At 66.5% G+C, this 12,573-nt stretch carries 9 protein-coding genes; 7 read left to right on the forward strand and 2 right to left on the reverse strand.

The genetic code is table 11. From position 1 onward, the window contains the following. Positions 1 to 27 precede the first annotated feature (27 nt). Complete coding sequence (locus tag HMPREF3014_RS05915; protein ID WP_003106944.1) at positions 28 to 342, reverse strand: LasR-specific antiactivator QslA; 315 nt, start codon at positions 340 to 342, stop codon at positions 28 to 30. Between the two features lie 1,041 nt (positions 343 to 1,383). Between HMPREF3014_RS05915 and aprX the strand changes: the two genes are divergently transcribed. The 6 genes from aprX to aprI all read left to right on the forward strand — a co-directional run bounded on the left by aprX (position 1,384) and on the right by aprI (position 9,680). Beyond that, positions 1,384 to 2,628, forward strand: a complete 1,245-nt coding sequence (gene aprX / locus HMPREF3014_RS05920) for a type I secretion system-dependent protein AprX (protein WP_003122213.1) — start codon at positions 1,384 to 1,386, stop codon at positions 2,626 to 2,628. An 86-nt stretch (positions 2,629 to 2,714) separates the two neighbouring features. Continuing rightward, positions 2,715 to 4,496, forward strand: coding sequence for an alkaline protease secretion ATP-binding protein AprD (gene aprD / locus HMPREF3014_RS05925; RefSeq protein WP_003082539.1), 1,782 nt, complete (start codon positions 2,715 to 2,717; stop codon positions 4,494 to 4,496). Further along, a complete protein-coding gene (gene aprE / locus HMPREF3014_RS05930; RefSeq protein ID WP_003082540.1) occupies positions 4,493 to 5,791 on the forward strand; it encodes an alkaline protease secretion protein AprE in 1,299 nt (432 codons plus the stop codon). Before aprD ends, aprE begins: the two co-directional genes overlap by 4 nt. Before the next feature lie 3 nt (positions 5,792 to 5,794). Continuing rightward, positions 5,795 to 7,240, forward strand: a complete 1,446-nt coding sequence (gene aprF, locus HMPREF3014_RS05935; protein WP_003110827.1) for an alkaline protease secretion protein AprF — start codon at positions 5,795 to 5,797, stop codon at positions 7,238 to 7,240. A gap of 358 nt (positions 7,241 to 7,598) precedes the next feature. Then, complete coding sequence (gene aprA, locus HMPREF3014_RS05940) at positions 7,599 to 9,038, forward strand: serralysin family metalloprotease AprA (protein WP_003159842.1); 1,440 nt, start codon at positions 7,599 to 7,601, stop codon at positions 9,036 to 9,038. A gap of 246 nt (positions 9,039 to 9,284) precedes the next feature. Continuing rightward, entirely contained in the window at positions 9,285 to 9,680 is a 396-nt protein-coding gene (aprI, locus tag HMPREF3014_RS05945) for an alkaline proteinase inhibitor AprI (protein ID WP_003082543.1), read from the forward strand. Positions 9,681 to 9,692: 12 nt separating this feature from the next. On the opposite strand, the gene HMPREF3014_RS05950 is transcribed toward aprI, so the two are convergent. Further along, on the reverse strand, positions 9,693 to 11,318 hold the full coding sequence (locus HMPREF3014_RS05950; RefSeq protein ID WP_023087646.1) for a methyl-accepting chemotaxis protein: 1,626 nt from the start codon (positions 11,316 to 11,318) through the stop codon (positions 9,693 to 9,695). A gap of 239 nt (positions 11,319 to 11,557) precedes the next feature. On the opposite strand from HMPREF3014_RS05950, the gene lhpD reads away from it, so the two are divergent. Next, a complete protein-coding gene (gene lhpD, locus HMPREF3014_RS05955; RefSeq protein ID WP_003082545.1) occupies positions 11,558 to 12,562 on the forward strand; it encodes a bifunctional delta(1)-pyrroline-2-carboxylate/delta(1)-piperideine-2-carboxylate reductase in 1,005 nt (334 codons plus the stop codon). The last annotated feature ends 11 nt before the right edge of the window (positions 12,563 to 12,573 follow it).

Genomic DNA, 12,573 nt, shown 5'->3' on the forward strand with positions numbered 1-12,573 from the left:
CCACCGGCGTCATTCGCCATGGTCGGGTCAACCGGAACGTCGATCGGCTACCAGGCGCTGCTGCAGGCGCGTCAGGAAGGCCACTTCGAAGGCGGTCTTCTGCATCGGTGTGGGCAGGCTGTCGCGGCCGAAGGCGAAGGCGGTCCAGAGCTGGCCTTCGATCTGGTCGGCAAGCCAGTTCTCGGCCTGGCGGACGCCCTTGTCGATGGCGGGCTGGGCGGGAACCGGCCAGAGCAGGGAGAGACCGGGTTGCCGGTCGGCGGGGGGAATCTCGACCATCAGGTCCTTGTAGCGTTCGATGATTGCGTCGACGTGGGTCTTTTCCTTTTCATCCTTCGTCATGCTGGGTACTCCGTTTCTGAGAGTCACATGACCTGCCGCCTTCGCTGTCAATCGATGGAGGCAGGATCGCGCAGGGTTGACAGACCGGGAAACGGAACCGGCAGACCACGAGGGTCTCCCCACGCGATCCGCCATGAAGGCCCGCAGTTGGAAAACTGCGGTCGAGCCGATGCCTGCAAAAGCATTCGCTGCTTTCGCATGCACCGCTCGGCGCATCGCGCCGTCTCTTCGGGCTGTCAAACCCGGTCACGGATTTGGCCGTGACGGGCGCAGGATAGGGGCAGGCAAGGCGGGGAGCAAGGGCGGGAACGGGTGACGGCAGAGGCTATCGGCAGGCAAGGCGTTGGCTGAAGCGATTCATTGAAATAACCCGGCCTTGGAGCGCGCCGTTAATCATCGTTTACCAGGAGAAAACAATCCGCCTGGACTGTTCGATTCAATATTTTGTGATGCGCTTCACGTAATAAGAGTATTCCTTATGAGCCACGCAAAAGTGTCATTCGCTTCTTCGAAGAGGGCGCTGCCGAAGTTGCACGCTAGTTGGGCACGCCGCGAGGGCGGCTCGGCACTTTGGTGCATAAGGATATAACCCTTTCTTCATTTCTGATTTTCGTCAGAGTTCGTACCGGGGCGACCGTCCGTCATTCGATATTAATTAAAAGCGTCAATAATCCGTTTAGGAATCAGGGGCTTGGAAATCCACCTGGCAGAACTGACAGGTCGGTATGCCCAACCAAAGTATTGAACTGATTTAAGTGGTGGTACAAATTTGCCTTTCCCATGTTAGTCCTACTTAACAGGCGAAGCGGTGGAGAGCGCTCTGTTGCGGGCTGCTCGGGATTAAATGGGTTTCGCCCTCGGGGGGCTCCTGTCTTCCAATAAAAACAAGTTGTCGCCAGGCCTGATGAACTTTCAGGTACCCGCGTTCCGTTTTCTCGCGGAACTCACTGACTGCGCTTAACCGCGTGACCGGTTCGGTCGGTAAACAGCGACCTGCGCCGGAAACGCGATAACCGAGACAACTCAATCGAGGAACAGAAGATGGGATTATTCAATGCAGCCGCGAACCTGTTCGGCCAGGTCTACGAGCGTGCGACGCAGGTGGCCGCCACCGCCGTCACGGCGGTGGCGGACGTGGCCAGGACATTGGTGGGCTCCACCGTCGACGCCGTGGAGCAGCAGGTGCACGAAGCGCTTACATCGGTGCATGACGCCGTTGCCAGCGTGGAGCAGGCGCTGGAGGGTACGGTCGGCGCGGTGGCCGGCACGCTCGGCGAGATCGCCGGCGACGCCCTCGACACCGTAGGCTCCGCGGTCGGCACGCTGGGCGGGCTGGCCGGCAACTCGCTGGCGATCGCCGACGACTTGTTGCACGGGCGCGTCGAGCCGGAGGATTACCTGAAGCTGGTCGGTGACCTGGGGCAGGGCGTCGGTGCCACCGTCGGCCATGCCTGGGAATTCGGCAGCGACAGCCTGAAGGCCGCCAACGATCTCTACCACGCCGCCTACCAGGGTGGCTCGCTAAGCCTCGGCAATAGCGACGGCCTGCTCGGGGTCAATGTGATCGGCTCGCTGCTCGGCGGCAATCACGACCAGGGCGTGATTCCCGATAGCCGCGGCATCCTCGGCCCGCTGCCGATCAACGTCTCCCTCACCGAGCAAGGCCTGACCTTCGGCGGCGAGACGCCGCTGACTCCGCTGGTCACCGCAGCCCTGGCGCTGAATCCGATCACCGCGCCGCTGGTGCCGGTGCTGGCGCCGCTCAACCTCGGCGGCCTGGGAGTGGTCGGCTCGGTCGACAAGGAAGGCTTCAGCGCCAAGTTCTACGGTATCGCCGGACCCAGCTACAACCTCGGCGTGGCCAATCTCGGCGGCACCCTGGAGCTGGGTAGCTACAACGAGGTCAAGCTGCTGAGCTGGAACGAGGTGACCCTCAAGGACCTGCCCATCGTCGGCGGCATCCTCGGCTACGTGCCGGTGGTCAAGGACATCGGTGTCTCGCTGCCGACGCTGGACCTGCACTTCGACAGCAAGCTGTATGCGCAAACGATTGCCGGTGTCGATGTCGCCGGGGTCGGGCCGAAGGGCCAGATCGAGCTGGTGCATGACCTCGACAATGACCTGTCGATCGTCGCCGGTATCGCCGGGGATACCGCGCACAGCGCACTGGACGGGGCCGGCAAGGTGCTCGCGGCGCTGCTCGGCCACGGCGGCGAAGCGGCGCCGCCGACAATCCAGCTGATCGGCGCCGACCCGGCGCCGGAGCATCAGGCCCTGGCCGCCTGACGGCGAGGGAACGCCCGGCACAGGGAGGTGCCATCCGGGCTCATTCGGGATTCCAGCGGCAGTCGTGGCAGAAGTGAGCGCGCTCGATGGCAAGGCTCGGTTCCAGCGTTACCAACGAAATCAAACAGGCCCTGGCGGCCAGCCGCGGCGCATTGCGCAGCGTGGCGGCGTTCTCCGGGGTGATCAACCTGCTGATGCTGGTGCCCTCGCTGTACATGCTGCAGGTGTACGACCGCGTGCTGTCCTCGGCCAACGAAGTCACCCTGTTGATGCTGACCCTGATGGCGCTTGGCGTGTTCGTCTTCATGGGCGCGCTGGAGGCGCTGCGCAGCTTCGTCCTGGTGCGGGTCAGCGAACGCTTCGACGGCCAGTTGCACGGGCGGATCTACGCCGCCGCCTTCGAACGCAACCTGCGCGCCGGCGGCCAGGAGGCCAGCCAGGCGCTGCACGACCTGACCACCCTGCGCCAGTTCATCACCGGCCAGGCGCTGTTCGCCTTCTTCGACGCACCCTGGTTCCCGGTCTACCTGCTGGTGATCTTCCTCTTCGACCCCTGGCTCGGCCTGCTCTCGCTGGTCGGCGCGCTGGCCCTGATGGCCCTCGCCTGGTTCAACGAACGCGCCACCCGTGCGCCGCTGGCCAAGGCCGGCGAGTTGTCGATCAAGTCCGGCCAACTGGCCAGCAACAACCTGCGCAACGCCGAGGTGATCGAGGCGATGGGCATGCTCGGCAGCATGCGCGGGCGCTGGGAACGGCTGCACCAGGCGTTCCTCGACCAGCAGAGCCTGGCCAGCGAGCGCGCGGCGCGGATCAACGCGCTGAGCAAATACCTGCGCATCGCCCTGCAATCCCTGGTGCTCGGCCTCGGCGCCTGGCTGGCGGTGGAGGGACGCATCACCCCGGGGATGATGATCGCCGGCTCGATCCTGATGGGACGTGCGCTGGGGCCTATCGACCAACTGATCGGCGTGTGGAAGCAGTGGGGCGCGGCGCGCGATGCCTATCGCCGGCTGAGCGGCCTGCTCGACGAATTCCCCGCCCGCGAGCGGCGCATGGAATTGCCCGAGCCGCGTGGCCACCTGCTGCTGGAATCGCTGGACGCGGCGCCGCCCGGCAGCGAGGCGCGCACCCTGCGTGGCCTGACCCTGGCGATCCCGGCCGGCTCGGTGGTCGGCGTGATCGGTCCGTCCGGCTCCGGCAAGTCGAGCCTGGCGCGGGTAGTGCTGGGCATCTGGCCGACCCTGCACGGCAGCGTGCGCCTGGACGGCGCCGAGATCCGCCAGTACGAGCGCGAGACCCTCGGCCCGCGCATCGGCTACCTGCCGCAGGACATCGAACTGTTCGCCGGCACGGTGGCGGAAAACATCGCCCGCTTCGGCGAGGTGCAGGCCGACAAGGTGGTGGAGGCGGCGCGCCTGGCCGGGGTCCATGAACTGGTCCTGCGCCTGCCGCAGGGCTACGACACCGTGCTCGGCGTCGGCGGCGCCGGGCTTTCCGGCGGCCAGCGCCAGCGCATCGCCCTGGCCCGGGCGCTGTACGGCGCGCCGACCCTGGTGGTGCTCGACGAACCCAACTCGAACCTCGACGACAGCGGCGAGCAGGCGCTGCTGGCGGCGATCCAGGCGCTCAAGGCGCGTGGCTGCACGGTGCTGCTGATCACCCACCGGGCCGGCGTGCTGGGTTGCGCCGACCGCCTGCTGGCGCTGAACGCCGGCCAGTTGCACCTGTACGGCGAGCGCGACCAGGTGCTCGCCGCCTTGAACAACCAGCGCGCCGCGTCGGCGTCGCAGCAGCGCGCGGACTACCGGGTGGCCGGCTACGGCGCGCCGCAGGTGGTGGCCGCGCCGCGCCAGGGAGGTGTGGAATGACCCGCACGGTGAAACGCGACGAGAACGCCTATGCGCGACTGGGCTGGCTGCTGGTCCTGTTCGGCTTCGGCGGCGCGCTGCTCTGGGCCGCCTTCGCGCCGCTCGACCAGGGCGTGGCGGTGCCGGCCACGGTGATCATCTCCGGCCAGCGCAAGTCGGTGCAGCATCCGCTGGGCGGGGTGGTCAAGCACATCCTAGTGCGCGACGGCCAGCATGTGGAGGCGGGCGAGCCGCTGATCCGCATGGAACCGACCCAGGCCCGGGCCAACGTCGATTCGCTGCTCAACCGGTACGCCAACGCGCGGCTCAACCAGGCGCGCCTGCAGGCCGAATACGACGGCCGGCGGACCCTGGAGATGCCCGCGGGGCTGGCCGAGCAGGCCCCGCTGCCGACCCTCGGCGAGCGCCTGGAGTTGCAGCGGCAGTTGCTGCACAGCCGCCAGACCGCGCTGGCCAACGAACTCTCCGCATTGCGGGCGAACATCGAGGGGCTGCGCGCCCAGCTCGAAGGGTTGCGCCAGACCGAGGGCAACCAGCGCCTGCAACAACGCCTGTTGAACAGCCAGTTGAGCGGTGCGCGCGACCTCGCCGAGGAAGGCTACATGCCGCGCAACCAGTTGCTCGAACAGGAGCGCCAACTGGCCGAGGTGAACGCCCGGCTATCGGAGAGCAGCGGTCGCTTCGGGCAGATCCGCCAGAGCATCGCCGAGGCGCAGATGCGCATCGCCCAACGCGAGGAGGAGTACCGCAAGGAAGTCAACGGGCAACTGGCGGAAACCCAGGTCAATGCGCGGACGCTCTGGGAGGAGCTGTCCTCGGCGCGCTACGAACTGCGCCACGCCGAGATCCGCGCGCCGGTCAGCGGCTACGTGGCCGGCTTGAAGGTGTTCACCGATGGCGGGGTGATCGGCCCCGGCGAATTGCTGATGTACATCGTGCCCAACAGCGACAGCCTGGAAGTGGAGGGCCAGCTCGCGGTGAACCTGGTCGACCGGATCCACAGCGGGCTGCCGGTGGAGATGCTGTTCACCGCCTTCAACCAGAGCAAGACCCCGCGGGTCACCGGCGAGGTGACCATGGTCAGCGCCGACCGCCTGCTCGACGAGCAGAACAAGCAGCCCTACTACGCGCTGCGCGCCCAGGTCGACGCGGCCGCGATGGGCAAGCTGAAGGGCCTGCAGATCCGCCCGGGGATGGCGGTGCAGGTGTTCGTCCGCACCGGCGAGCGCTCGCTGCTCAATTACCTGTTCAAGCCCCTGTTCGACCGCGCCCACGTGGCGCTGGCGGAGAACTGACCGATGACCATGCGCCGCCTGATGACCTGGCTGTTCGGCGCCTTCCTGTTGCTGCTGCGCGAGGACGCCTTCGCCCTCGGCCTGCTGGACGGCTATCACCTGGCCCTGGAGAACGACCCGCAGTTCCAGGCCGCGATCCAGGAGCACGAGGCCGGCAGGCAATACCGTGCGCTCGGCCGCGCGGCGCTGCTGCCGCGCCTGGTGTACAGCTACAACCGTGGGCGCAGCTGGTCCGATGTGACCCAGACCACCACCCGCGGCGATTTCAAGGAAGACCGCGACTACGACAGCTACGTCTCCACCCTCAGCCTGCAACAGCCGTTGTTCGACTACGAGGCCTTCAGCCGCTACCGCAAGGGCGTGGCCCAGGCGCTGCTGTCCGACGAGCGCTTCCGCAGCCAGAGCCAGGAACTGCTGGTCCGGGTCCTGGAAGCCTATACCGGCGCGCTGCTGGCCCAGGACCAGATCGAACTGGCGCGGGCGCAGAAACGCTCCTACCGCGAGCAGTTCCAGCTCAACCAGCGCCAGTTCGAGCGCGGCAACGGCACCCGCACCGACACCCTGGAGACCCAGGCCCGCTTCAACCTGGCCCAGGCCCAGGAAATCGAGGCGCGGGACAGCCAGGATGCCGCCCTGCGCGAGCTGGAGCGGCTGGTCGGGGCGCCGCTGGAGATCGCCGACCTGGCGCCGCTCGGCGAACGCTTCCAGGTGCGCCCGCTGAGCCCCGCCAGCTACACCGCCTGGCGCGACCTGGCGCTGGCCGAGAATCCCGAGCTGGCCTCGCTGCGCCACGCGGTGGACGTGGCCCGCTACGAGGTCGAGCAGAACCGCGCCGACTTCCTGCCGCGCCTGGGCCTGTACGCCAGCACCGGCAAGTCCAAGTCCGGTTCGGAGAACACCTACAACCAGCGCTACGAGACCGACAGCGTCGGCATCCAGTTGAGCGTTCCGCTGTTCTCCGGCGGCGAGACCCTGGCGGCGACGCGCCAGGCCACGCATCGCATGGAGAAGAGCCATTACGACCTGGACGACAAGGTCCGCGAGACCCTCAACCAGGTGCGCAAGATGTACAACCAGAGCAGCAGCAGCGCGGCGAAGATCCGCGCCTACGAGATGACCGTGGATTCGGCGCGGACGCTGGTGATGGCCACGCGCAAGAGCATCGCCGCCGGGGTGCGGGTCAACCTCGACCTGCTGAACGCCGAGCAGGCGCTGTACAGCGCGATGAACGAGCTGTCCAAGGCCAAGTACGACTACCTCACGGCCTGGGCACGCCTGCGTTTCTACGCCGGGGTGCTGGACGAAGCCGACCTGGAACTGGTGGCGGCGAACTTCGTTTCCGGCGAGACGCCGGCGCGCCGCCGCGACTGCGCGACGACGGATTGCCCGGCGCCGCTGCACACCCTGTCGAAGACCGATACGGAGGAAAACCGGAGCGCGCTCAATTGAGACCGCGAAGGACGTGCAGGCAATTGTTCGCCTGGCGTGAAGTCGATGTCCCGGGCGGGTCGACAGAGGTCGAACAATACGCATGGAATTGTTTTTTCAATAAGGCGCTATTTATATGAAACGGTTTTTATAATATTCCAGTGTCTTCGGTAGTTTATCTTTCCTGCATGATTTCATATATGCGGAATTCGTTCGTGCATATGCTTTAAGTGCAGCTTAATTTTTTTCATGAAACCTGTGGACATTGGAAAATGAGCTGTGTCAGTTTGGACTTCGGCCTGATCTGGCCGATAACTGCAATTATCCATCCGATAATTGTATCCGAGTTATTTCCTTTACAACTTAAAGGGATATGACAATGTCCAGCAATTCTCTTGCATTGAAAGGTCGTAGCGATGCGTATACCCAGGTAGACAACTTCCTGCATGCCTATGCGCGGGGCGGGGACGAATTGGTCAATGGCCATCCGTCCTATACCGTCGACCAGGCGGCGGAGCAGATCCTCCGCGAACAGGCGTCTTGGCAGAAAGCGCCGGGCGACTCGGTGCTGACCCTGTCCTATTCGTTCCTGACCAAACCGAACGACTTCTTCAATACGCCGTGGAAGTATGTCAGCGATATCTACTCGCTGGGCAAGTTCAGCGCCTTTTCCGCGCAGCAGCAGGCCCAGGCCAAGTTGTCGCTGCAATCCTGGGCGGACGTCACCAATATCCACTTCGTCGACGCCGGCCAGGGCGATCAGGGCGACCTGACCTTCGGCAACTTCAGCAGTAGTGTCGGCGGTGCGGCGTTCGCCTTCCTGCCGGATGTACCGGATGCGCTCAAGGGGCAATCCTGGTACCTGATCAACAGCAGCTACAGCGCCAACGTCAATCCGGCCAACGGCAACTACGGACGCCAGACCCTGACCCACGAGATCGGCCATACCCTGGGCCTGAGCCACCCCGGCGACTACAACGCCGGCGAGGGCGATCCCACCTACGCCGACGCTACCTACGCCGAGGACACCCGCGCCTATTCGGTGATGAGCTACTGGGAAGAGCAGAACACCGGCCAGGACTTCAAGGGCGCCTATTCCTCGGCACCGCTGCTGGACGACATCGCGGCGATCCAGAAGCTCTACGGGGCCAACCTGACCACCCGCACCGGCGACACGGTGTACGGCTTCAACTCCAACACCGAGCGCGACTTCTACAGCGCCACCTCGTCCAGTTCCAAGCTGGTGTTCTCGGTGTGGGACGCCGGCGGCAACGACACCCTGGACTTCTCCGGCTTCAGCCAGAACCAGAAGATCAACCTCAACGAGAAGGCGCTGTCCGATGTCGGCGGGTTGAAGGGCAATGTGTCGATCGCTGCCGGGGTCACCGTGGAAAACGCCATCGGCGGCTCGGGTAGCGACCTGTTGATCGGCAACGACGTGGCCAACGTGCTCAAGGGCGGCGCTGGCAACGACATCCTCTACGGCGGCCTCGGCGCGGACCAGTTGTGGGGCGGCGCGGGGGCCGACACCTTCGTCTACGGCGATATCGCCGAGTCCTCCGCGGCGGCGCCGGATACCCTGCGCGACTTCGTCAGCGGCCAGGACAAGATCGACCTGTCCGGGCTGGATGCCTTCGTCAACGGCGGGCTGGTGCTGCAATACGTCGACGCCTTCGCCGGCAAGGCCGGCCAGGCGATCCTGTCCTACGACGCGGCGAGCAAGGCCGGCAGCCTGGCGATCGACTTCAGCGGGGACGCCCATGCCGATTTCGCGATCAATCTGATCGGCCAGGCGACCCAGGCCGACATCGTCGTCTGACGCGCTGAAGCGGGCGCGGTTCGGTGCGGCGGTACGAACCGCGGCCCTTCGGCCGGCCGGGCACTGTTCGAATTGATAGGTGTCTTCCACAGGAGCGAAGTTGTGAACTGTGGCGCGCCCGTGGGCCGGCGGCCTGGCGGACGAACGGAGGCCCGCGGCGCCTGGCGCGCGCTGGCGTTCGAAGCGAGGATGGCGGGCGGCGTTCGCCGTGTTATCCGATGTTCCAGGCTTGAAGGAGATCTCTCGATGTCGGCAAGCGCGAAGCTCTCCAGGATGGTTTGCTTGCTCTGCGGTTTTTTCAGCACAGGTATCAGTATGGCCAGCAGTCTGATTCTTCTCAGCGCTTCCGATCTCGCCGGGCAATGGACCCTGCAGCAGGACGAGGCGCCCGCGATCTGCCACCTGGAGCTGCGCGACAGCGAAGTGGCGGAAGCCAGTGGCTACGACCTGGGCGGCGATACCGCCTGCCTCACGCGCTGGCTGCCCAGCGAGCCGCGCGCCTGGAGGCCTACCCCGGCCGGGATCGCGCTGCTCGAACGCGGCGGCCTGACCCTGATGCTCCTCGGTCGCCAGGGCGAGGGCGACTACCGGGTGCAGAAGGGCGACGGCGGGCAGTTGGTGCTGCGCCGCGCGACGCCCTAGCTCGCCTGCGGGTCAGACCACGAAGCGACCGATCATGCCCTTGAGGTCGTTGGCCAGGCGCGACAGCTCGTGGCTGGCGCCGCGGGTCTGCTCGGCGCCCTGGGTGGTCTGCACGGCAACGTCGCGGATGTTCACCAGGTTGCGATCGACCTCGCGGGCGACGTGGGCCTGCTCCTCCGCAGCGCTGGCGATCACCAGGGTGCGCTCGTTGATCCGCGTGGCGTGCTCGGCGATCTCGCCCAGGGCGTGGTCGGCGGCCTCGGCCTCGTCGAGCATCTGCCGGGCGCGCTGGTCGTTCTCGCGCATCGCGGACACCGCGGTGTCGGTGCCCTCGCGGACGCTGGCGATCATGCCTTCGATCTCATGGGTCGATTGCTGGGTGCGGTGGGCGAGGGCGCGCACTTCGTCGGCGACCACCGCGAATCCGCGGCCCTGCTCGCCGGCGCGGGCGGCCTCGATGGCGGCATTGAGGGCGAGGAGGTTGGTCTGCTCGGCGATGGCGCGGATCACGTCGAGCACCTTGCCGATATCCTGCGCCTGGCTGGCCAGGCCTTCCACCAGGCGCGCGGTCTGGCCGATCTCGGTGTTCATCTGGCGGATCGAGCGGACGGTCTGTTCGACCCGTGCGCGGCCGTTGCCGGCGGCCCGTTCCGAGAGACTGGAGGCCTCGGCGGTGGAGCTGGCGTTGCGCGCGACCTCCTCGACCGCCGCGCTCATTTCGTTGACCGCGGTGGCGGCCATCTCGATCTCATCGTTCTGCCGGGCCAGCGACCGGTTGCCTTCCTCGGTCACCGCGTTCAGTTGCTCGGCAGCGGCGGCCAGCAGCGCGGCGGAATCGCCGATCTGCTCGATGGTGTCGTGCAGGCTGGCCTGCATGCTGCGCATGGCCTTCATCAGTTGCGCCGGCTCGTCGTCGCCGTCGCTGGCGATCTCGCCGGTCAGGTCGCGGGCCGCGATGCGGTCGGCGCAGGACACCGCCTGGCGGATCGGCACGACGATGCTGCGGGTCAGCAGCCAGGCGATCGTCACGCTGGCCGCCAGGGCCACCAGCAGCACCGCGAGGATCGCGGTGGAGGCCCGGGAGTAGACATCGGCGGCTTCGGCGGTGGAGGCGCGGGCGGCCTCGCGGTCGAGGGCGATGAGTTGCTTCAGGGTCCGCTGCACCTGCTCGTAGCGCTGCAACTGGGCCCCGCCCATCAGCACGCTGGCTTCGTCGGTACGGTTGTCACGGGACAGCGCGAGCAGGGCGGCGTGTCCTTCGAGGTACTCCTGCTGGTGCTGGACGAACTGGTCGAGCAACGCGCGCTCCTCGTCCAGGACCAGCAAGGGGCGGTATTCCCTTTCCACCCTGGCGAGGGTAGCGATGACCTCGTCCATCCGTTGTTCCTGCTGGCGCATGCGCGTGGCGTCGTGCAGCAGCACGTGGTTCATCTCGCCGAGGCGCAGTTCGCTCATCAGGCCGCTGAGCTGGGCCGAGGCTTCGACGCTGGGCAGCCAGACCTCGCCGATATCCTTGGCGGCGCGGTTCAGCGAACCCATGCGGTTGTGCGCGAAGAGGCCGAGCGCCACCAGCAGCGAGGCGAGGATGGCGAAGCCGATGACGGCGCGTGGGGTGATGGCGATACGACGAAGAAGCATGGGGTGGTCTCCGACCGGGCTGTGGGAAGGTGCTTGGTCCTGTAGCGGGGCGCGGAAGGGTTTCTTGAGGGGCTGCGGGGCTATTTGGAATTGCCTTACATGATTGCTAGGAATTTTCTGTAAGTTTTCGATGTGCTCGAGCCGGTTGTGCCGTTTTCGGCATGCTCCGGGTCGATTGAGGTCAAGAGAAGGCTGTCGCGGCAGGCCACCCTAGGGATTGGTCGAACAAGGAGAAGCCCGTGATCCGAATGACGCTGGACGAGGTCCGCGAGCTGGCCGTGCGCATCCTGCGCCGGCACGCTTTCAGCGAAGCCCATGTACAGGCGGTGGCCGATACCCTGGTGGCGGGGGAGCGTGACGAATGCGCGTCCCACGGTATCTGGCGGTTGCTCGGCTGCATCGCCACCCTGAAGGCTGGCAAGGTATCCGCCGACGCCGAGCCGGAACTGCACGACATCGCTCCCGGCCTGCTGCGGGTCGACGCCCATGGCGGGTTCTCCCAGTGCGCATTCCGGCTGGGGCTGCCGCATCTGCTGGAGAAGGCCCGCAGCCAGGGTATCGCGGCGATGGCGGTGAACCGCTGTGTGCATTTCTCCGCGCTATGGGTTGAGGTCGAGGCACTCACCGAGGCGGGCCTGGTGGCCCTGGCGACCACGCCGAGTCATGCCTGGGTGGCGCCGGCGGGCGGACGCAAGCCGATCTTCGGCACCAACCCGATCGCCTTTGGCTGGCCGCGTCCGGACGGCCCGCCGTTCGTCTTCGACTTCGCCACCAGCGCCGTGGCGCGTGGCGAGATCCAGTTGCACGAACGCGCCGGCAAGCCGATCCCGCTGGGCTGGGGGGTGGACGAGCAGGGCGAGCCGACCACCGATGCCAGCGCCGCGTTGCGAGGCGCCATGCTCACTTTCGGCGGGCACAAGGGCTCGGCCCTGGCGGCGATGGTCGAACTGCTCGCCGGTCCGCTGATCGGCGACCTGACCAGTGCCGAGTCGCTGGCCTACGACGAGGGCAGCCGTTCTTCTCCCTACGGTGGCGAACTGCTGATCGCCATCGATCCGCGGCGCATGCTCGGCGCCTCGGCGGAGGAGCACCTGGCGCGCGCCGAGACGCTGTTCGAAGGCATCGTCGAACAGGGCGCGCGCTTGCCCTCGCAGCGACGCTTCGAAGCGCGCGAACGCAGCGCCAGGGACGGCGTGACGATTCCCGAGGCGTTGCACCGGGAGCTGCTGGCGTTGCTGGAGTGAGCGCAAGGCGA

Origin of the sequence: Pseudomonas sp. HMSC065H01, from assembly GCF_001815235.1 — a bacterium.
GTDB classification, from domain to species: Bacteria; Pseudomonadota; Gammaproteobacteria; order Pseudomonadales; family Pseudomonadaceae; genus Pseudomonas; species Pseudomonas aeruginosa.